The organism is Streptomyces sp. NPDC056061 (genome assembly GCF_042266885.1).
GTDB lineage: Bacteria > Actinomycetota > Actinomycetes > Streptomycetales > Streptomycetaceae > Streptomyces.
In genome coordinates, this window is sequence record NZ_JBHJWQ010000042.1 from 12,488 (window position 1) to 32,896 (window position 20,409).

Here is a 20,409-nt window from a genome sequence, read left to right on the forward strand (position 1 = left end):
CCTTCAGGGCGTGGCCTTCTACGGGGTCATGTGTGCCTCTTCAACGGCTCGGTGAGCAGTTCAGCGCCCGCCAGCGGAGTCGGCTCAGATACACAGCCGCTCCTGGACGGTGCAGAGGACCGCTTCGCCGACGTCACGCCTGAAGCTGTGCTGGAGCTGCACCGGGGTGATCGGTTGTGTGTCCGCGGCCTTGAGCCGTCGGCGCTCGACGACGAGGAGACGCTCCTGGCCGGCGGTGAGCGGCTTGTGGGTGGTGTTCCGGGTCTTGTCGAGGTGCTCGGCGATGTGGCGCAGGCTCTTGAGGGTCTGTGCTTCGAGAGCCATCAGAGTGTCACTTGGACCTCGTAGGCAGTGGACTGGAAGGGGCCGACGACGAGGGTGCGCACGGGCTTCACCAGACCGGCTGCCGTCAGTCGAGCGGTCAGGCCCGAGTGCTCGGACCAGTCCTTGATGAAGACGTTGCCGGGCCCCGGTGTGATGCTGTAGGCGTCCAGCTTCACTGAGATGGGCTCTACCCCCTCGACAGTGTCGAGCACCAGCGAGCGCTGTGCGTCGTCATGGAGCAGCGAGCCGGTGAGCTTGATCGGGCCGAAGTCGATGGTGACGTCGTTCTTTTCGGACGGTGCGGCTGCCTGGGGCTGACTCATGGTGTTTCACTCCCTGAAATCTGTCGATCGGTGCGGGTGGTGGCCCCCGAGCCGCCGCGGCTCCTCGCTGGACTGCACATCCGCAGGGGGAGACGGGGTGCGGAGCATGCTTGGTGCATCACGCGGCGGCCCGGGGGCGGCTTATGGTTCGGCGGTGGGCCGGATGGGGGCTGACCGTGGCTTTGATGGAGACCAGGGCCTTATGAGGTCTCGTCAGCGTCTCCGCTCAGCCCAGTCGTAGGCCGCAGAAGAAGTACGTGGCGCGCGATCAGGATGCCCTCGGGGGTGGTCTGGGCGAGGCGGCGCGCGTATGCCGTCCTGCAAGGAAGCCCTGGGCTGTCCTGCCGCAGACTCGATCTCGGCGGTGATCCAGACCGGCGAGGCCGACAATTCGCGCCACTGGCTTTTCTTCGTCACGGAGAAACCCGGACGCAGCTCTGCTGTGTCAGCTGGTCTTCTTCGGCTTCGGGACGCGGCAGGGGCCAGGGCCTTCACAGCACGTGGCCTCGCCTGGGTTGTCCCACTGACAGGTCGGGCAGCGCCAGAGAACGCCAGCCGCGAATGCCGCTTCGCGGATTGCCTGCTCCTGGCGGTCATCGGCGGCATCGAGCAGCTTGTTCAGCAGATCCCGCTTGGGAGTGCCCTCTGCACTGGCATCCAGCACCACATCGCCTTCGACCTCCACGCGCAGTGGCACGGTGCTGTCGGGACGGACCAGCCGGTCTTCCGCGGAGTCAAGGTGCACGGAGACCCGGACGGCGCCGGTCTCGTGGTCGAGGTAGGCAAACACCAGGACGCCATCGACCTCGACGCACGGGAGGTCGTTGTCGTCGGTCTGTGGATGAAAGGTGACATCCCGATTCGCCTGCTCGCTCGCATCCTCATCGGGAAAGCGGTAGTCGAGCGGTACGATGCGAGTCCGGCCACGCCTGGCGATGTCCTCTGCGTAGAGGTCGAATCCCTCGTCCGGGCGGCTGTGGCGCTCGGAGCCGTAGAAGAGCCGCACAGTTTCTCGGTCGTCCGTGGGCGGCTGGTCGGGAACGTCTTCTTCACCAATGAGGCTGTCCCAGACCCCGCGTACGTACTCGGCAAGGTCGGCCAGCGCAGAGCCCTCGTCAACATGGAGCGTCATCTTGCTCTCGAGGCGGTCCCAGCGGCGCAGCACCCAGGCCCGACCCGCCGGGCCCGGACTGATGAAGGTCACCACTTCGGGGATGGAAGGCTGCTGGCCTTCATGCTCGGCGAGCATGGCATCGCGTGCGCGGTCGAGGGTGTCCTGCTGGTGCTCGGAAAGATCGCTGGGGTCGATCTCCTCCCACAGCTCCACAGCCGTCTTCACGAGGCATTCGATGTCTAGCGGGTTGAAGCATGCAGCAATCACAGGGCTCTCCTTGAAAAGGGCAAGGTGTTGATCAGGATTCGCACTGACGATCGCCCCTGCTCATCGCGAGAAGAGCGGCGTGATCGTCACGGTTCTCCGGCGGACTGGGCCGGTGGGTGAAGGGGCTACAGGCACCTGATTGATCGGCGCCCGACTTGCAGTCGAACGGGTTCGGCCGCGTACGGCCCCTGCGGCAGGCGCGGGGACTCATGCCGCGATCCAGGGGGAAAGACCCGGGATTCATCGGGCGCACCGACGGAGGTGGATGTTGTGTTGGACACAGTCCCCGCGATAGCTCTCGTAGTGCTGTGGCGGGGCGATGACGTAGACGGGGCGTACGGGGTTCTCCGCGATCCGGGGATTGCGGGGAACGGTCTTCTCTGGCTGATCTGTGCGGGACTCCTGCGGGCAGTGCTGGAAGCGCTGTTGCTTCTGCGCGTGGCGGCACAGGAGATCCCGTCGGCGTACGGCACGTTGTTCAGCGGGGGTGGGTTCAGGGTCGACACAGCGAGCTCGTGGGCCCATGGCTCGCGCGTGCGTCGGTCAGTTCCGTAGGGGTCGGAGATGAGTCATGGTCGTGCTGGCTCCTTCGGGCCAAACGCTGGGCAGGGCCGGCCGTTGCCGACCAGCGAGCGCCCGCTGATGTGCTGTGCGAACCCGTGGGCGACCCCGTGGCAGGGGTCGGAGTTCTCGCACCGGTAGCCGCTGTCTTCGGGATAGAGGCAGTTCAGAGGGCGGGGCACTTGGCCGTTTGCCACCCGGCCAGTCGTCCACCGGGTGCAGCCTGACGGTCTCGATCTCGATAGGTACAGGGAGGCGGAAAGTGATATCGCATGAGGTTTCCAGATGTGACGAAGACGTTCTCCATCGCGTGGCTTCACTGCGCGATCAGCGGCCCACCTGCTGTTCCGATTGCCCGGTTCGTGCAGGTGGGCCAGCGGGGCGCTACTCCGGCGGGGCTGCTCGAACTCCCGCTGCAAGAGAGTTCCTTCACCCTGAGCCAGGGGCCTCAGCGCCTGCAGCAGCTGGTTGTCGGAGTAGACGACCGGTCCGGGCTTGGCCTGTGCCGGGACCGGTCATGGCTTTCTCCTCGTTCCTCGGGCGGCGGCGCGGGGGTGCTGCTGGTCGGCCAGGCGGTCGGCCTCAGTGAAGCGCCCGAGGTGATCACCCAGAACGAGGCCGGCCACATCGGCTGTGGTGGAGATGGCCAGGAGGATGAGCGGTGGGACCATGGCCGCGGGCTGGTCCTCTTCTGACTGTGCGTGTTCAGGGTTCGGTGGTCACCACCAATGGCGGAACATGTAGTTGCCTCGCGGCAGTTCCCCCCTGCGGATGAGGTCGGCGAGGATCCCGCGCAGAGAGGGGGTGAACCCCCTGCTGGCCCAGTAGTGGCTCTCGAACACCGCGCCTTGCAAGTCGGCTGTCTCGGAGTGCCCCGGAGGTACGGTGACTTGTGAGGGGTCGTCGCTGACGGTGATGGACAACCAGTAGTCGAGCGCAGTGATGCCCGTCTTGAAGACGGCCTCGTTCTCCTCGCGGTCGAAACCGAGATAGACCTCAGTCAGGTCGAACTCGTAAAGCGCCTCTCCATAGTCCTCGTCCGGCTCGAGTTCATACAGTTGCACACTGTCGTTGGGTAGGTGGTCTTGGTCGCGCTGGCAGCCTCGCAGCGAGTTGTAGGGCTTGCTGTAGACGCGTTCGGCGATCGTCTCGATGGGGATGTGTCCGTTCTCAACAGAGGCCCAGAGGGCATGTGGTTCGAGAATGTAGTAACTGCGGGATTTCCAGGTGTGCATGGGTTTCAGAACCTCTTCGCGAAGACCCAGAGGGCCTTGGTCGAGGGCGCGAAGACGGCGTCGAATGTCCTGGGGAACTGGTCGAAGCAGGTTGAGGCCTCGTCCATCTCGACGGCCAGGTACGGCCGCTCCGTGATCCAGGCGGCGGCCTGCTTGTCGAGGTACGCCGGGCTTTCCCCCTCGAAGACGATTCGGTGCCACGTCTCCTGGTCGTCGCTGACGTTCAGAGTGAGCGTCAGGAGATCGGCGGCGGTGGCGGATGCGGTGAGAGCGGTCATGGTGATAGTCCTTCGTCGATGAGATGAGAACCCGCGAGCAACCGCCATCCGGACGGCCGCCTGAAGCCGACACGCAAACGTCGTGTCGCGGACTCCCCCGGATCGACTCCGTCGATCCCGATCCGACCGGCTACGGACGAACAGATCGCCTCGCCCACTGCGTGTCCGGGCTCTGGCGCACCTTCCACTCTTCCTCCCTTGCAAACACCATTTAAATCATGAAATACCCCTATCAGAGTCATCTATCAAATAGGATGCGCATGAGGTCCGTCAGACCTAGCGCCCCCGACTCGATTGCGCACCGAAATGACCTACGGGCAGGTGCAGATTCGATCGACTCACAGAGGAAATGCCGAACGGGAGGAGAGACCGGAGTCGTGAAGAAACCGAAGAAGAGGAAGACGTCGCCGTTCCTCGTCACACTGGCAGCGACAGGCGTCCTGCACACGGGATGCTCCGGCACCAGCGGTCAGCCGACCGCCCCCGGACCGAGCCCGACGAGTACACGGATCGAGGCCAGCGACCAGGACCTGGCCGGGACTATCGACAGGATCGTGTTCCAGGGCGGTCAGCACAGGAGCACGGACGGCGGCGCGCCGCTCGGCAGCGACTCAGTGGCCGACTTCCTGCCCGCGGACGAGGACAGGGGGACCTAAGGACTGAAGGAGTTCACGACTGCACTCATGGACTGCACGGCCAACGCGGTACCGGACAAGGACATGGGTAGGGCAAAAAAGGAGCAGCCGACAAACCTGAGGGGGATCACCAAGGAGACCAGCCCCTGAATGATCATTCAGCGACTTTTCCATAGGAAACAAAAGCGGCGATAGGGTGATTTGATACATGAGTCGAATACGATACGGAGAGGCTGGGCATGGCTGTCACACAGGAGCCGACGTACGCCCTTCCGGGAGGCGCTAGCAGGCCGCGGCCGGGACGGTCCGGCGTGGACCACAACGGCAACGATCGTCGCGAACGGGTCTTCTTCCGGCTATCGGAGGATGAGAAGCAACGGGCCGCATACTGGGCGCAGAAGCGCGGATTCGATTCGGTCAACGCGTACTACGCCGAGGCGGTGGCGGCACAGATCCGGCGGGAGAACCTCGACTACGAGCTACCGACGCTGGAGATCGCACGGCTCAACGAGCTGGTCGACCACATCAAGGCGCTCTCGACGAACACCGCGAATCTCGAGCGTGTGGTCACTCAGGGCTTCGATTCCCTCATCGGACTCACTCGCGGGGAGAACTACCTGCTCGATGACGAGGACGGTGAACTGTGATGGACCGGGCCCCGGGAGCACCGTCGTCCACCGACGACGTCATGAACGTCGATACGGCCTTCCTCGACGGCTACCGGCGCAGCGGCGGTGAGGGGATGAAGCGGGCCCGGGTCCGCGACATGACACAGCGGGACATGGATCCAGAGATCGAGCCCCCTCCCCCGGATCCCGACGCCGAGCCGGATTCCGGCGAAGCGGCCGGGCTGGAGCCGGGCCCCGGTGACATCACGCACTCTGGTGGCTCGCCCCAGCGCGGCGGCAGTGGCGCAGTCGGGTCCGGCGGGACGAGTCCGAGCTCGTCGCCGGGCGCGGCGAGCGACGCGGCGCCTCCGGGCTCACTCCGGCTCACCGGCCAGCAGGACGCCATGCAGAACGGCACCGGGGCGGCGAAGGGCTCCGCCCGCGGCACGGGCACCGGCGGTGGAGCCGGTGCTGATCTACCGCACTCCGGCTTCCGGCTCGGCGGCGTAAGGAGCCAGCCGCACATCAAGTCGCTGCCGGAGGCGATCATCGGTGTGCTGCGCGAACAGCTGCGCGCAGCTGCCGTCCGGGAGCTGGGGGCAAGCGACCGCGCCGCACGCGAGTTCAGCGAGCGGCTGAGCCAGGGCACCCTGGTCATGGCGTTCCTCTTGGCGCAGCTTGACCTGCGTCTGGATGTCGATCCCGCGACGGGCCGCGCCATGGAGCTGTACCGCTCCCGTGACCCGCTGCTCGGCAGCATGGCTGCCCGCTTGGACGGCCTGGAGAAGCTCCAGGCCGAGAAGCGGGAGCTTCTGAGTGTCCTGCGTAACGAGCTCTCCGAGGTGCGCCAGACCAGCGCGGTCATCGAGCAGGCGATCGCCTACGCCATCGCCGACCGCACGGAGAACTTCCTGCGCGGCTCGCACAACACCCACGACGCGCCGATCACGCACAAGGACGCGGTCTTCGTCCGCGACAGGGCCCGCGAGCTGACCAGGAAGCAGCACAGGCTCGAACAGGAACGCGACGGGAGGCCGATCCGATGAGGCGCTGGTTCTCCATTGCGCAGCGTCCACTGGACAGCGGATCAGGGCTGAGCTCAAGGCGACCACTGTGCATGCGGGTGCAGGACGACGACAGCAGACGCGGCTCGTACGGCCCTGTGTGCCAACAGTGGTCCTGGTCGTCACGTACGGCACCTTATATGGCGGTCTGGGCCGCTTCGGAGGGGCTGCGAGCGCGAGCCACTGCCCGCTCTCGCTGAGCTAATGCACAGGGGGCACCGGCGATCCGGGCTTGGACGGGCTGCGGCCATGACGCACAGGACCGTCGAACTGGACGTGCCGGAGTGTGGGTCCGCGGTCGAGAAGGACAAGCTGAGAGGCTGTTCCCCGAGCTGCAGTGATGTAAGAAGTGCAGGAAGGTCTGAGCCTCCCAGCTCACGACCTGGTGCTGCTCGGCGCGGTACGCCGGGACCGCCGAATCGGCGGACCGTCTTCAAGCCCTGCTACCGGGGTGTGCGTGAGATCGCCGGACCGGATCTGCCAGGACTCGTCGACGGGCCACTACAACTGCGGGCACTTCGGCCACTGGCACAGCAGTTCGGGACGCTGGACTCCCCCGAGGATCTCTCCGACTTCCTGGTCAAGCGCCACAGCCTGGCGACGCAGACCCAGGTGGCGAGGTGGCGAAGGCCGCTGGTGTGCAGCCGATCCGGCTGAAGGGGCTGGAGAATCCGAAGCGTGGGCAGTGAGTGGACCTGCCGACGCTGTTCAAAGTGCCCTGGGCCGGGCCCTGCGTAGAGAGCCGGGCATGCGGACGCAGGGTGCACTTGGCGCGGCGACCAAGTCAGAAGCCGGTAAGCCGGTTCATTCGCAGGTCGTCGCGCAGCTGGGAGAGCCTGTACCACTGCGGGCCCTGCCGATTCGGAGAGACGTAGCGCTCGTACGCCGGCCGTCGTGGACCCAGTCCAGCACGAACCGGGGTCGGCGGAGCACGCCTGGTACTCGTTGACATCGGCGTGCGGTTCGACGCACACACGGCGCCCTCCCGCGAGCACCAGCAGCACGGCCGCTCCCCCTCGTCTCTCACGGCGCGGGCCAGGATGCGGCGCGCATCGGCGGTACCGGCCTGTCCACGCTCGGTGTCGACGACGTTCTCTGCGCAGTGGTGCGCGAGGTCGCCGAGGCATGCGCTGCCGGGCGGCCAGTGGGTCAGCTGCGGGCCGGAGAGCACGTCGGTGTTCTCTTGGGCGGGCGAGGTCTGGAGAGACAGAACGACACTGCCCCAAAGGGGTGCCGGCGCTGATACTCGGCGTGTCCCGACGATTTCATTCGATCCCCTTTCAGAGACCACTCGACTCACGATACAACTCGTCCATTCGATAGGATTACGACTCGCAAGCAAATCGCCTATGCGAGAGGAAGACTAGATGGTTGCGATCGTCGTTGCGGAGAAGCCGAGTGCGGCGCGGAACATGGCCAGGGCCCTGGGCGGGCAGAGGGGCAGCTACAAGGGAACGAGCTATGAAGTCACGCATCTGCGAGGCCACTTGTACGAGTTCGCCCGGCCTCATCTGATGGTCGCCCCGTCGCTCGTGGACCGCTACCGGAAGTGGGATCTGGGCAACCTCCCATGGGATCCGGGTGATCTGTCGTGGAAGCGTGAGCAGCAGAAGAATGTCGCGGACGTGGTCAAGAGTCTGCGCAGCGCGGTCGGTCGGGGCGACGAAATCGTCATCGCGACCGACCTCGACCCCTCCGGGGAGGGTGATCTGCTGTTCTGGGAGGCGATCGACGAGCTCGGGTTCCACGGCAAGCGGTTCAGCCGCATGGAGTTCGTCGACGAGTCGAAGGCCTCGATCCAGAAGGCGTTCGAGCAGCGGCGGCCCGTAACATCGATGCAGGATGAGGGCGACTACCGCAAGGCGATGTTCCGCACGCAGTGGGACTTCCTCTCGATCCAGTTCACGCGCATCGCGACCAACATGGCACTTGCTTCCGGTCAGAATCTGGTCCTGCGTCAGGGCCGCCTGAAGTCCGCGATGGTCAAGCTCGTCGGCGATCAGCAGAAGGTCTACGAGGACTACGTCAGGAAGCCGTTCTTCCAGAAGCGTTTCCGCGACGAGAACGACGTGATGTACACGAATCCGCACGAGCCGCGGTTCGACTCCAAGGACCAGGTGCCGCGGCAGTACGGACCCTCGCCGGTTGTGCTCGACGTCAAGGCGACGAAGCAGGCCGCTCCCCCGAAGCTGCTCGACCTCGCGGCCCTGTCGTCGCTGCTCGTCGGCAGGGGTGTGAAGGCGAAGCTCACGCTGGCGACTTACCAGAAGATGTACGAGAACCAGGTCGTCTCGTATCCGCGCACCGAGGACAAGACCATCACGCCGGAGCAGTTTGACGAGCTTGCGCCGCTGGTCGACCGCATCGCCGCGGTGGTCGGCGTCGGCGCGGGGCTGCTCACGCGCCGCGCGCCGCGGGGTACGCACGTGAAGCCGAAGGGTGCGCACGGCGCTAACCGTCCCGGCCCGAAGGTGCCGTCCTCGCTGGACGAAGTCGAGCAGAAGTACGGCAAGGCCGGGCGCCTGATCTACGAGACGCTGGCAAAGAACTACTTGGCCATGCTCGCCGAGGACTACGTCTATGAGCAGCAGAAGGGTCATGTCGAGAAGTACCCGGACTTCGTGGGTATCGCGAACGTGCCGCTGTCGATGGGCTGGAAGCGGGTCTTCGACCCCGACGCGGGCGATGACGCGGCCGAAGGCGATGAGAACGAGTCCGCCAAGGGGCTAGGCACGACGGCCGAGCCGTTCGTCTTCGAGGGGGCGAACAAGCGGCCCGAGCACCCGAGCATGCGGTGGCTGATGAAGCAGCTCGAGAAGCGGGATGTCGGCACCGGTGCGACGCGGACCTCGACCTACTCGGAGGTCACCAGCACGACGGCGAAGTATCCGCTGCTTGAGGAGAAGGGGAGGAAGGTCACCCTGACCCAAGCCGGGAAGATGAGCTGGCTCCTGCTGCCTGGCACGCGCATCGGCGACCTCGGGCTCACAGAGAAGGTCTACGCCGACATGCGCGAGATCGCCGCCGGGAAAACCACGGCGGCAGGCTGCCTCGCGGTCGTCGCCGACTGGGTGCGCGAGGACATCGCGACGATGCAGAAAAACGCGGAGTCGATGCGCGCGCAGCTGGGATTGAGGGAGGTCCAGGCCGCGGCCCGCGCCGAGGGCGTGTGGCAAGCCGCGCCCGGTGGCCCGAAGAAGGTCACGTTCAAGAAGACCTTTTCCGGCCACGAGTTCTCTGACGACGAGGTCGAAAAGCTGCTGGCAGGCGCGAAGATCTCGTTCCCGGCGACGAGCAGCAAGGGGAACGCCTACACGGCCACCGGTGCGCTCGGCGTCGGCGAGTTCAAGGGGGGCGAGTTCATCGGCTTCCGGCTCGAGGTCCCAGACGGCCCGACGAGCTGGTGCGGGCACCAGTTCACCGACAGGGAGAAGGCCGCGCTGCTGGCGGGCAAGCCGGTTTCGCGCGACGACTGGAAGAGCGCACGGACCGGCAACGCGTTCGGCTGCAAGGTCAGCTGGGACACGCGGGCGAAGAAGATCGTTCCCGACTTCGGTTCGGACGACGAGCCGCCGCTGTCGTGGTCCGGTCGGAAGTTCAGCGAGGCCGAGCGCAAGCGGCTGGCCGCCGGCGAGTCGCTGGCCCTGAAGGGCTTCGTCTCGCGCAAGAACGGCAAGACCTTTGACGCGACAGTGGCCTGGAAGAGAGACGGCGACAGGAAGAGGATCACGCCGTCGTTCGGATGACGGACCGGTCAAGGGAAAGTCGTGTTTCACCTCAATAAGAGAGTGGAGAAGCGGTGAGGGGCAGGTGCGAACAGGCCATCCGGCGAATTCAGGTTCACGATCCGAATCACCTCATGACCCATTCACTTCACCACTTCATTCGATTCGAATCGACCTCTCCAAGGTAGGGTAATTCGCAACTCACTCGCGCACGAGACCCTATGACAGACCACGAAGCGACCATTGGGGCAGACGGAGAGAGATTCATGGCGAAGGCTTCTTATAAGGTCCCAGCAAGCCTCAATCGGTCCTTCCTGGACTACGAGATCACGCTGAGCAAGGGCGGATGGGCGGTGCGGCCTTCGCCGATCAAGCAGCTGCTCTTCTTCGGAGGCGGTGTACTGGCCCTGCTGTGGCTGACGACGTCGACGTTCATCGCGAGCGCGTCTGCGGTGTTCATCGCGCTGTTCGTGATCTGGGGCCTGGCGGTGATCATCTACTTCGGTGGGATGACGAAGACCAAGGAACTGCGGGCCATGAACGTACCCGCACTCCTGGCGTACGTGCCGACGAGAGCACGGTATGTCTCCACCCGCCGCAGCTCGAACCCCTCCGACTTCTCCTCGCTCGTCGGCATCGACGGCATCGACAAGGACGGCCGGATCCACTTCTCCGACGGCGGCAAGGGCCAGATCTACCTCGTCGTCGGCTCCGCCAGCTACCTGCTTTTCAACGAGGACCGGATCGGGATCCTGGACCGCGTCGACGCGTTCTGGCGCAAGGTCGACACGAACTGCGAATGGGCCGTGATCACAACGAAGGAGCCGCAGCGGATCTACCACCAGGTGGCCACCCTGGAGAGGCGCAACCAGGCGCTGGAAGTCCGCGATCCGGATCTGATCGAGCTGCAGAACGAACAGTACGACATCCTCACACAACACGTGGGGGGAAAGTTCACCAGCATCCACCAGTACCTGCTCCTCAAGGGCAAGAGCGCGGAGGCCCTGCGCCGGGGCCACATGATGCTCCAGGCCGAGGTCGAGGGGTCGGCCCTGATGATCAAGGACGCCACGGTGCTCGACCGTGACGAGGCGGAGCCGATGCTGCGGGTCTTCTACCAGGGCATCGACGACGAGCTGCTGTCGCTCAAGGCATCGCTGAGCTGACGGCCTGGCCCGGGGACACGGACGAGGGAAAGACGAGGGACACCATGGCGCTGACGGCCAAGACCCGGGCGCAGCTGGGCATTCCGGGGAAGAAGAGCAAGAACGGCACGGTCGCCGCGCAGTCGGCTGATGAGCTGTGCGCGGGCACTTCCGGACCTGCTGGCAAAGGCCGGGCCGCGGGTCTGCAGGACTGCCCCGGGACCGGCGCGGTGCCCGAGCCGAAGAAGAACTGGTGGCAGCGCCGCCGGGAGATGAAGCACCTCGCGGGCAGCTTCGAGACGTACTCGCATCTGCTGGCGCTCAAGCCGAAGGAGAGGTACCTCTTCCGTTCCGACTATTTCAAGGTTGACGGCTCGGTCGCCTGCATTCTGGCGTTCTTCCATGACGACGCCGCGCACGACGGCTTCGCCGCCTTCTGGGGCATCGACCGTATCCCTGATGGTCTGGACGATCGGGTCACCGCTGTCGTCCTGGAGCAGGTGCGCAGGATGGACGACAAGTGGATCGACGCGTTCACGAAGCAGTCTGAGAAGCTCGACCGGCTCGACGCGCACGAGCAGTCGGAGACGGGCACGACCTCCTCGAAGCGCAAGGCGGCGAAGATCTCGTCGGACCTGGAGATCACCATCGGTGAGATCCAGGACGGTGCGAGCTACCTGTCGGTCCACAACCGGCTCTTCCTCAAGGCTCCGGACCTGGAGACCCTGGAGGATTCGATCGACCGGGTGACGCGCCTGTACATCGACCGGTTCGGCACGCTCAAGGCGGCGGCGTACGCCGGTGAGCAGCGCCAGGAGCTGGCGGGCCTGTGGAAGTACAACGACAAGAAGCGCGGCAAGGGATTCCACTTCACCTCGACCGAGCTGGCCGGGTCGTACTCGCTGGTCACCAACGGACTCAACGACAAGGGCGGCGAGTACGTCGGCTACATGGTCGGCGACGTGAACAACTCCGCGGTGCTCATGGACGTCAACGCCTACGAACACCACGTGGTCGTGGCCGACCCCACACTGAGCGAGTACCTCGGCCGGCAGCGGGTGGCGAACATGTGGTGCTCGAAGCTGTCACAGGCCTGCATGCTGGGCAACGGCAGCGCGGTCCACCTGGTCCTCGACGGGGCGGATCTCGACAGGCTCGGCCCGAAGTTCGAGCGGCTGACCTCGCGCGTCGACCTGAACCAGGGCGATGTGAACATGTTCGAGATGTTCGGCGAGGAGACGGACGAACTGACGGTCTTCGCCGCCCAGATGGAGAAGCTCAAGCTGATGTTCGAGCAGCTCTACGAGACCACCGACGGCGCTGTCGGCTCGATCATCCGCAGCGCGCTCGAGGAGACCGCGACAAAGTTCTACGTCGAGCAGGGCATGTGGCGGCACAACGCCAAGGAGTACCGGCACCAGCTGCGCGTGGTGAACATCCCGCACCATCAGGTCCCGCGCCTGCAGATGTTCGCCGCGTATCTGGCGACGGAGGAGAAAGCACTGGTCAACTCGTCGAAGAACGACCCGGACCAGCTGCGCGCTGTCAAGGTACTCAAAGGCATAGCGGACACGATGCTGAGCACGAACGGAGACCTGTTCAACAACCACACCGCCAGTACGGTCGACGGCGTCCGGGACGCCAGGCGCGTCGTCTACGACTTTTCTCGGCTGATGCGCCGCGGCAAGGGCGTGGCGATGGCGCAGCTCGTCAACATCATCGGCTTCGCTGTCGGCAAGCTGAGTGTGGGTGACACGGTCATCGTCCACGGCACCGAGCACATCGACGACCGGGTGAAGACGTATCTGCGCGACCAGTTCGACCACCTGCACGAGCGCGGCGGCCGGGTGCTCTACAGCTACAACGACGTCGACAAGATGCTCGAGGACTCGAAGTTCAACAAGTTCGACGCCGCGGACTACACGCTCTTCGGCCCGATGCGCGACCGCACGGTGGCGGAGTACCAGAAGCAGCTGCACCAGCAGATCCCGCCCGACCTTGCGCAGCTCATCACAACTAAGGGCGAGAACCTCACCTACCTGCGACGTGACGTCTCGAACGTGGTCTTCCACCTCGATCTCGCACTGGGGATCAATCCCCACCGCCAGGCACACCGCAGGCGGGTGCGGCTGGAGGCGGCCAAGGCCGAGGAGGCGGCGCGGATGGCGGTGGTCATGGCCGACAAGCCGGTGGCAGGAGCGAACCTGACCAGCGTCCGGAGGGCCGAGGCGGGAGCCGACGGCGAGAGCCGCCGGCCGGGCCGCGCGGTCGGCGACAACAGACCCCTGAAGAAGCAGCCGGCGCGGAAGTTGGCGAAACGGTGAGCAGGGCCTGGAACACGAGAGGCGGACAGGACACGGTGAACCGGACCACTGCACTCGCCGCTCGGGTCCACTCGTGGAATGGCGCGGACGCCCGGGGCAGGCTCACGCGCGTACTTGCCCTCGGCCTGCTGTGCGTGCTGCTCGCGCCGCTGCTGATGACGGCGTTCGCGTCGTCGGCATCCGCGGACGACAAGGAGCGTGACAACTACTCGCTCTACCAGCTGGCATCGAACGCGTCGATGTACTTCAGCCAGGAGAACTCACCGGAGGGCAGTAACGATCCTGCGAAACGGATGACCGACCAGTGGCGCAGCGTCACGAGTGACCCGGCCACCGGCGGCGACATGCTCGGCTACGCCGACTCGGAGTTCAGCCTCGGCAACATCGTCGGCTGGCTGTTTGCCGAGATCTCGGGGTCTTCGCAGACCATCGGGTACGGGACCCTCACAGCGACCGACAGCGAAGAGGGCACCGACATCTACGCCGGGATGCTCGACTACGCCCACTACGGCGCTGCGAACGCAGACCTGGGGCTGGACACGATGTCTTCCGGCATCGGCGGCCAGATCCTGGGCATGATCGGCGGGTCGGTGATCTGGGTGCTCTATGCCCTGTCACTGGCTGTGGGCATGCTGTTCTATCTGACCATCCAGATACTCAAGCTCATCAACCCGTTCCTGTGGTTCGGGCAGGCAGTCTCCGCGATCAATCAAACCTTCGGCGAAGGCATGACCCGCGGCCAGGACGCACCCGCGGCCCTGCGGGGTCTGTCGCACTTCGTCAACGACTGGTACGGGTTGATCAACGACATCGCCTGGCAGGCGCTCGTGCCGCTGTTCGTCGGCTTCCTGATCATCGGTCTGGTCCTCTTCAAGAAGATGGACCGCGGTTCGGCGGTCAAGAAACTCATCGTGCGGCTTGTCTTCCTCGGTGCAGGCCTGCCGCTCCTGGGCTCGATGTACACCGGGGTGCTCGACAAGTTCGACGACTCGCTGATGGGTCAGCATTCCGGCCCCACACGTGTGGTGCTCTCCACCTACGTCGACTTCGAGGCCTGGGCGATGAAGGACCGTCTAGGGATCCCGGACGCGGCCACGATCGCCTGGGCCAACGGGCAGGCCAGCCCAGAGGCGATGATGTCGGTGCGCACCAGTGCACTGGCGATCAACAAGCAATCGCACGGCAGCACCTACGCGGACATCAGCATCGGCACGAAGACTGACAACGCCGAGTCGGCCTGGCACGACGGCATGACCGGGGTCGACCGCACGGCAGCCGACGACGTCTATGCGGTGCTCGCAACCTTCGGGATCATCGGCGACTACATCACCAGCAATGTGGTCGCCGCCTCCGACTTCGAGTCGGGGATCAAGAGCGCGATCACGAAACTCGGCGTGGACAAGGACGTCAAAAAGGAGTGGTTCGTCAAGAAGAAGGGATACGGCGACCTCGACAAGTTCGGCGAGGAGACGGCCTACGGCCCCACCAACCACCCTGTGCTGTCCGTCGACGGCCAAGGCCTGACCTCCTCCAGCCCGGGCGGGAAATCGACGACGTTCACCACTCAGGGCACGAAGAGCGGCTGCGGCTTCGCCGTCTGGAACGACGGCCCGGTCTCATGCAATCTGTCGGCGCTGTCGACGTACAACTACCTCAACACCGGATTCGGTCCGGACTCGCTGACCATGTACAGCTCGAACAACGCGACCAGCGGTTTCACCCGTGAGAACCACATGTCGGTCTCGCAGGTGGGCACTGGGCCGGCAAAGTTCATGTACTGGCACAACGCCGCGACCGTGCTCGGCTCGATCGCCCTTCTCGGTTTCTGGTACGCCATCGGCATGCTGTTCGGCGCGGTCAAGCGCACCTTCAGTCTGGTAGCGGCGATTCCCTTCGCCACCCTCGGCGCGATCGCGGCAATCAGCAAGGTGCTCGTCTACTCGACGGCACTCATCCTCGAGGTCATCGTCACGCTGTTCATCTACCAGTTCGTCAGCGAGTTCCTCATCTCGATGCCGGACATCATCGCCGGGCCGATGTCGATTCTGATGTCCCCGGACGGACTCTTCGGCAGCCCCGTCCTCGGCGGGATCGTCGTGGCGATTCTTACTCTCATCTCCTCGCTGCTCGTCATGGGCGTCACCTTCGGTCTGTTGCGGGCGCGCAAGGTCGTGCTGCAGGCAATGGACGAGATCTTCACCAAGCTCGTGGACAAGTTCCTCGAGACGAATACCACGCCGAAGCCGGACAAGGGCGGGATGCTCCCGGCCCTGGCCGCGGGTGTGGGCGCCGGTGCGGGTATGGCCATGGGCAGCAAGCTCACGTCGGACCTCGGCCGCAAAATCGGCGGAGGTCCCAAGCCTCCGGGCAGCAACGGTTCCGACGGCAGGACCGTGCCGACGAACGCCGGAGGCACGAACGGCGAGCAGACGGCCCTGCCCACGGGTGCGCGGACGCTGGCCCTCGAGGGTGGCAAAGGTCCCGACGGTGCCGGACTGAACGAAGGCGGAGACATGCCTGGCGGCGGTGGCTCCGATGGCGGCCTGAAGGCCCCGCCCGGCGGCAGCGGTCCCGAGGGCGCCCCGGGAGCCCGGGGCAGCGACGGCGACGGAGACGGCGACAAGAGCGGTCCACTGCAGTTCGCGCGCGGCAGCACGGACAGCCCGCGCTCGGACAAGGAAACGGCTCAGAATCTGAGCAGCCGCGGCGGCCTGTCGAACCTCGGGTTCAGTTACGGGCCCCAGGCAGGATCCGGCCATGCTCGGGGCGGCCAGACCCGCTTCGATGCCACTGGCGCCCCCGAGTCCACAGCCCCGGGTGGGCACGAGGTCCCGGACGGCAGCGGTGGACCGGACACCCCGGCCGGAACGCGCGGCGGCCGCGGGGCGACCACGGGACCGTCGAACTCGACGCAGTTCGGCACGGGCCAGCAGCCGGGCTCCCCGGGCTCCGCTTCGCAGGGATCCGGGAAGGGCGCGCGCTTCACCGTCGGCAGCGACGGACTGGTGCAGCCGAACCCGGGCCGGACCGGCGCGCGCGCGACACCTGGTGCCCAGGGCGGCCCTCCAGTGTCAGGTACGCTGCCGCCCCGTTCGGCTCAGCGGCAGCGTCCCCAGAGCCAGTTGGGCGCAGATTCGCGTCCCGCGCCGGATGGACAGGGCCAGCAGCGCCGGCAAGGCCATGCTCCGCACCCGGTTCCCCCTTCGACGCGGATTCCCCGGTCGGAGGCGCGGACGACGCCGGTCCCGCCGGGCAGCCCGCGCGTGCCCACCTACATCGCGAGCCCGCAGGCGCTGCGCAGCGCCGGGTGGCCGATGAACGTCCCGGAGGCCCAGAAGGCACAGCTGGAGCGCCAGGCCGCGGCGATGCAACTCCCTGCGGGGACGCTGCCCACCCCGGCGCAGATGCAGGCGCAGGAGCGGGGCCGGAGCCCTGAACGGCTGCGCCGACGTCCGGCCTCGGCACCGACTGCGGCACCGGGGTCGCCGGGCTCGCTGAAGCCGGGGCCGGAGGGCATGCGTCACGAGCGTCGGAACCAGTCGGAGGGCTGATCGAAACCAGGCGTTGAGGGAAGGGGAAGACCCACCCGGTGACGAAGTGCTCGTTCACCGGGTGGGTCTTTTCTCGGGCGTGGCAAGAGGAGGGAGAGGGCGCATGGGGACTGGCTGGAAGCCGCGGGACGAGTTCCCGTGCAGGTGGTAGCGATCGGCTCGCTGGTGGCTCACGGGTCTGCGTGAGATCTCGCTCAACAGCCTGGTCGCCCTGGTCCTGGTAGCCGTGCTGTTCGTCCACGAGATACGCCGGACTGTGCGTCGTTGCGATGCCCCGTGGGTGCTTTCGCATCTGAAGGGCTCGATCGAAGGCTGGTCAGGCGGGGTCCTGGGCAACAGTGCCGGCCGCGGAGGTGTAGTGACTCTGGTGACGGAAAAGTTCCCGTCAGGCCGAGGCGAGTCCGTGTGACTGTCGGTAATGCGATGGAAGCCCTGTGGTGTCTGGTGAACTTCGTTGTGCCGTACATCGCCCTGGTCGTGTTCGCGATGTCGCGGATCCGGCAGTGCGACATCTGGTGGCAGCTGGACTTCATCGACGAGCATGCCCCGAAGTACAGGCGGCCGCCCGAGAGACGGTCGAGGAACGCAGAGCGCAGCTGCACAAGACGAAGAGGTAGTGGCACACAACAAGAGTCCCGTGGGCATGGCATCCGGGGGGCTCTTGTCGTGCTCGACAGGCTACTTGGAACAGTTCGCTTTGAATGTGCTCAGCAGCGTCTTGCCGACGTCGGAGTCGTCCCGTATGTATACGTCGTTGCCGACGCTGATCGAGCTTTCGCTGGTCGTGATGGCCTCTGTTCCGGTCCGCTCGTTGCGGCGGTCTTTTCCGGCAACCGTCCAGACGATCTGAGTCCGGTCGTCGTTGAGCTCGCCGGTGCTGGTGACATCGGGCTCCTGGTAGACGCCCTCGCATTCGTACTCGTGATGCGTGACGGTGTTGCCGTTGACGACGAGCTGTCCGAGGTCGGAGGTGCCGTTGACGTCCTTGCTGTAGTACGTACCGTCGATGCTGCTGCTCCCGGCGCAGCCGGTGAGCGCAAGAGTGGCGCAGGCCAGGGCCGCGGTGATCGCGGCCGCCCTGGTCCGCGTCACACGAGCGGTCCTGGTCATGGTCATGGTCATGATCCTCTGCTAGTTGGTTGGCATTCGGCGGTGTTCTGGTGTCACTCGGGGAATTCGAGGTCGCCGTCAACGCGCGTACGTGTGAACGAGGCGCGCTGCCTCTGGCGCATCGCTTTCTGGCGGGCCTGGAATTCGGCTGCGGAGCGGCGGTTTCCCTCCGGGCGTGAGGCGATTCGCTGCACGATCACTCTCCAGGCGAACATGAGCACGGCCCAGACTGCAGCGCTGATGAACAGCGTGACGATGACCGGCGTGTAAACGTCGATCATCACGGCGGCCGCGAAACCCGGCACCAGGACCAGAACGTTGGTGGTGATCCCGATGAGGAACAGCACGCGTCCTGCCCTGGACCACCGCGCCCGGGTCCGGATCTCTGTCCGGTCGGACGGCTGGGCGTACTCGACGTAGTAGAGCCTGCCCGACTGTTCCCGGTGCGCGACCCATAAGTTGCTCACGGTCGCCCTCCCCCAGGTCTCGTGTCTTCTGTTCCTTCTGCGGGTCCAGGTGGTGCCTTCTTCACAGGGCGTGCAGCGTCTCGGCTCCCCAGTTCCGGGCTATGCCAGGCCTTCCACTCGTATGCCTGATCTCTCAACCAGTATGGCAAACCTGTACCGGATGCATTATCTGCCGCACGATAGGCGGCAGAATGTGCGTCAGCTAATAGCGGGCCTGTCGGGGTCAGAGCGTGCTCTGCTGCAGGTCATCGAGCTTCTGCTCTGCCAGGGCCAGCGCAAGCTCGACCTGATTGAGCGCGTACTGGCCGTCGCGAACCTGCACGTGCAGCACCTGTACCTGCGGAGCGTCCGTCCTCTGATCCACCCGCTCTTCGTACTCACGGATCGCGGCGTATGCACCCTGCAACTGATCCTCGACGTGCGCAGACCGGGCGCGGAGCTGGCTGACTTTCTCCTCGTACCGCCGCACTCGGGCGTCGTGGTCCAGCGTGGTCTTCCCTTCGATCCAGGCGCGTAGCTCGGCTTGGTCGACGTTCGCGGGCAGCCCGGTGGCGAGCGGGCCTTCCGGTGCGGGCATGTCGATAGGAATGTGGGCGAGCATGACAGCTGGAGTCGTGTCGAGCGCGTGCGCGAGCGCCATCAGGTCGTCGACGGTGACGGTGCGCTCGCGGTTCTCCATCAGCCCGATGGCATCGGCAGAGAGCGGATAGCCCGCCATCCCCAGCGCATGCGACAGCTCGTTGCGAGTAAGTTCGCGCAGTTGACGGTAGTGGGTGATGGCGTCGGACACAGCAAGGGATGTAGGGAAGGACGGCGGCATGAAGCGATCGTAGATGAGCGGGAAGAACCCTCTCGAGAAAGATGTGAATACTGCACAGAAGTCACATCGAGTTGTGGAATTGTCAGCGCCGTTGCGATCGTGTTCGGATCGGGCCAGTCGTAGGGCCAGCTACTTCAGCAGTCATACCAGTGAGTTGGCGGGGCCCTCCGAAGCACGGCTGAGCGGAGAATGCTGCGGGCAGACACCTGCCGGTGGGGAGGCGGCGGTGTCCGTGGCCGCGTTCGCCGAGCGCAACGACAACTGCTCCCCCACTGAGATGGATGAGGCGGTGGCTGACGTTCCTCGCTTCGGCTCGCGGTGTCTTGAGTTCCTCCGCAGGCGCGCCCTCATCGTCCTCCCAAGACGACAAACGCAACTCGGGGACAGGCGCGGGGGTATGGCGTCGGTCGTAGTTCACCGCGCGGCTACCTCTGTGCCGGGTGTTCGGCGAGGTCGGTGAGGCGGGCGTAGGCGCGGTCGACCCGGAGGGCGAGGGTGGTGTGGGGGCCGAGGTCGCGGTCGGTGATGGTGAACGGCATCGCTGTGACCTGCGAGCCTTCGGAGTTCCGCACCCATGTCCTCTGGTTGCTTTCCGCGGGACCGTGTCCAATCCTCGCCAGTCAGGCCCTTGATGACGCCGCTGGCGGCGAGGTGCATAGTTCGGGGTGAGTCTCGAAGGCGAACCTGAGGTGTCCCACGGTGGTGCCGAGCTCTCGTGCGGCTGCGGCCGGGGACATCTGCCGGTTCCGCGCCAAGCCGGCGGCGAGGGCGGTGTCCAGGTCTCTCATCCTTCGGCCTGGGGGGGACGAGGTGGCTGACCGGCCTCCTCCTTCGCCACACGCGGGTTCCATACCCGGC

General features: G+C 65.6%; 18 protein-coding genes. 9 read left to right on the top strand and 9 right to left on the bottom strand.

Going from position 1 to position 20,409, the window contains the following annotated elements; all coding sequences use genetic code 11:
• Positions 1–84 precede the first annotated feature (84 nt).
• The 3 genes from ACFC79_RS34660 to ACFC79_RS34670 form a co-directional block, all read right to left on the bottom strand.
• Positions 85–324: a hypothetical protein gene (locus ACFC79_RS34660; protein ID WP_376248779.1), complete on the bottom strand. Its 240-nt coding sequence runs from the start codon at positions 322–324 to the stop codon at positions 85–87.
• The gene (locus tag ACFC79_RS34665; protein ID WP_376248780.1) at positions 324–647 is read right to left on the bottom strand and encodes a hypothetical protein; all 324 of its coding nucleotides are present in this window, start codon (positions 645–647) and stop codon (positions 324–326) included. Before ACFC79_RS34665 ends, ACFC79_RS34660 begins: the two co-directional genes overlap by 1 nt.
• Positions 648–1,092: 445 nt before the next feature.
• Positions 1,093–2,028, bottom strand: a complete 936-nt coding sequence (locus ACFC79_RS34670; RefSeq protein WP_376248781.1) for a hypothetical protein — start codon at positions 2,026–2,028, stop codon at positions 1,093–1,095.
• A gap of 848 nt (positions 2,029–2,876) precedes the next feature.
• Here ACFC79_RS34670 and ACFC79_RS34675 point away from each other — a divergent pair.
• Positions 2,877–3,284, top strand: coding sequence for a hypothetical protein (locus ACFC79_RS34675; protein ID WP_376248782.1), 408 nt, complete (start codon positions 2,877–2,879; stop codon positions 3,282–3,284).
• A 24-nt stretch (positions 3,285–3,308) separates the two neighbouring features.
• On the opposite strand, the gene ACFC79_RS34680 is transcribed toward ACFC79_RS34675, so the two are convergent.
• A complete protein-coding gene (locus ACFC79_RS34680) occupies positions 3,309–3,824 on the bottom strand; it encodes a hypothetical protein (protein ID WP_376248784.1) in 516 nt (171 codons plus the stop codon).
• A gap of 5 nt (positions 3,825–3,829) precedes the next feature.
• Positions 3,830–4,102 carry a hypothetical protein gene (locus ACFC79_RS34685; protein ID WP_376248785.1) on the bottom strand — a complete coding sequence of 91 codons (273 nt, stop codon included), beginning with the start codon at positions 4,100–4,102 and terminating at the stop codon, positions 3,830–3,832.
• Positions 4,103–4,479: 377 nt separating this feature from the next.
• Between ACFC79_RS34685 and ACFC79_RS34690 the strand changes: the two genes are divergently transcribed.
• The 8 genes from ACFC79_RS34690 (at position 4,480) to ACFC79_RS34725 (ending at position 17,154) form a co-directional block, all read left to right on the top strand.
• Positions 4,480–4,758 carry a hypothetical protein gene (locus ACFC79_RS34690; RefSeq protein WP_376248787.1) on the top strand — a complete coding sequence of 93 codons (279 nt, stop codon included), beginning with the start codon at positions 4,480–4,482 and terminating at the stop codon, positions 4,756–4,758.
• 218 nt (positions 4,759–4,976) lie between these two features.
• Positions 4,977–5,384 carry a hypothetical protein gene (locus ACFC79_RS34695; RefSeq protein ID WP_376248788.1) on the top strand — a complete coding sequence of 136 codons (408 nt, stop codon included), beginning with the start codon at positions 4,977–4,979 and terminating at the stop codon, positions 5,382–5,384.
• Between the two features lie 41 nt (positions 5,385–5,425).
• Entirely contained in the window at positions 5,426–6,391 is a 966-nt protein-coding gene (locus tag ACFC79_RS34700; RefSeq protein WP_376248790.1) for a hypothetical protein, read from the top strand.
• Between the two features lie 471 nt (positions 6,392–6,862).
• Positions 6,863–7,066, top strand: a complete 204-nt coding sequence (locus tag ACFC79_RS34705) for a hypothetical protein (protein ID WP_376248791.1) — start codon at positions 6,863–6,865, stop codon at positions 7,064–7,066.
• Between the two features lie 710 nt (positions 7,067–7,776).
• Positions 7,777–10,155 (top strand): DNA topoisomerase, encoded by a 2,379-nt coding sequence (locus tag ACFC79_RS34710; RefSeq protein ID WP_376248793.1) that lies wholly within the window; start codon positions 7,777–7,779, stop codon positions 10,153–10,155.
• A 245-nt stretch (positions 10,156–10,400) separates the two neighbouring features.
• Positions 10,401–11,300, top strand: a complete 900-nt coding sequence (locus tag ACFC79_RS34715) for a hypothetical protein (protein ID WP_376248795.1) — start codon at positions 10,401–10,403, stop codon at positions 11,298–11,300.
• 44 nt (positions 11,301–11,344) lie between these two features.
• Positions 11,345–13,603, top strand: coding sequence for a hypothetical protein (locus ACFC79_RS34720; protein ID WP_376248796.1), 2,259 nt, complete (start codon positions 11,345–11,347; stop codon positions 13,601–13,603).
• A gap of 134 nt (positions 13,604–13,737) precedes the next feature.
• On the top strand, positions 13,738–17,154 hold the full coding sequence (locus ACFC79_RS34725; RefSeq protein WP_376248798.1) for a hypothetical protein: 3,417 nt from the start codon (positions 13,738–13,740) through the stop codon (positions 17,152–17,154).
• 678 nt (positions 17,155–17,832) lie between these two features.
• Here the strand turns inward: ACFC79_RS34725 and ACFC79_RS34730 are convergent.
• From ACFC79_RS34730 to ACFC79_RS34745, 4 genes are all read right to left on the bottom strand, one after another.
• A complete protein-coding gene (locus ACFC79_RS34730) occupies positions 17,833–18,270 on the bottom strand; it encodes a hypothetical protein (protein WP_376248800.1) in 438 nt (145 codons plus the stop codon).
• Between the two features lie 47 nt (positions 18,271–18,317).
• Positions 18,318–18,731, bottom strand: a complete 414-nt coding sequence (locus ACFC79_RS34735) for a hypothetical protein (RefSeq protein WP_376248802.1) — start codon at positions 18,729–18,731, stop codon at positions 18,318–18,320.
• A 223-nt stretch (positions 18,732–18,954) separates the two neighbouring features.
• On the bottom strand, positions 18,955–19,521 hold the full coding sequence (locus ACFC79_RS34740; RefSeq protein ID WP_376248804.1) for a helix-turn-helix domain-containing protein: 567 nt from the start codon (positions 19,519–19,521) through the stop codon (positions 18,955–18,957).
• Positions 19,522–19,976: 455 nt separating this feature from the next.
• On the bottom strand, positions 19,977–20,123 hold the full coding sequence (locus tag ACFC79_RS34745) for a hypothetical protein (protein WP_376248805.1): 147 nt from the start codon (positions 20,121–20,123) through the stop codon (positions 19,977–19,979).
• Positions 20,124–20,409 lie beyond the last annotated feature (286 nt).

Coding starts and splice junctions, on each gene's coding strand:
- ACFC79_RS34720 (WP_376248796.1), top strand. CDS start 11,345: ATGGCGCTGACGGCCAAGACCCGGGCGCAGCTGGGCATTCCGGGGAAG.
- ACFC79_RS34730 (WP_376248800.1), bottom strand. CDS start 18,270: ATGACCATGACCAGGACCGCTCGTGTGACGCGGACCAGGGCGGCCGCG.
- ACFC79_RS34680 (WP_376248784.1), bottom strand. CDS start 3,824: ATGCACACCTGGAAATCCCGCAGTTACTACATTCTCGAACCACATGCC.
- ACFC79_RS34700 (WP_376248790.1), top strand. CDS start 5,426: ATGAACGTCGATACGGCCTTCCTCGACGGCTACCGGCGCAGCGGCGGT.
- ACFC79_RS34695 (WP_376248788.1), top strand. CDS start 4,977: ATGGCTGTCACACAGGAGCCGACGTACGCCCTTCCGGGAGGCGCTAGC.
- ACFC79_RS34715 (WP_376248795.1), top strand. CDS start 10,401: ATGGCGAAGGCTTCTTATAAGGTCCCAGCAAGCCTCAATCGGTCCTTC.
- ACFC79_RS34660 (WP_376248779.1), bottom strand. CDS start 324: ATGGCTCTCGAAGCACAGACCCTCAAGAGCCTGCGCCACATCGCCGAG.
- ACFC79_RS34710 (WP_376248793.1), top strand. CDS start 7,777: ATGGTTGCGATCGTCGTTGCGGAGAAGCCGAGTGCGGCGCGGAACATG.
- ACFC79_RS34685 (WP_376248785.1), bottom strand. CDS start 4,102: ATGACCGCTCTCACCGCATCCGCCACCGCCGCCGATCTCCTGACGCTC.
- ACFC79_RS34665 (WP_376248780.1), bottom strand. CDS start 647: ATGAGTCAGCCCCAGGCAGCCGCACCGTCCGAAAAGAACGACGTCACC.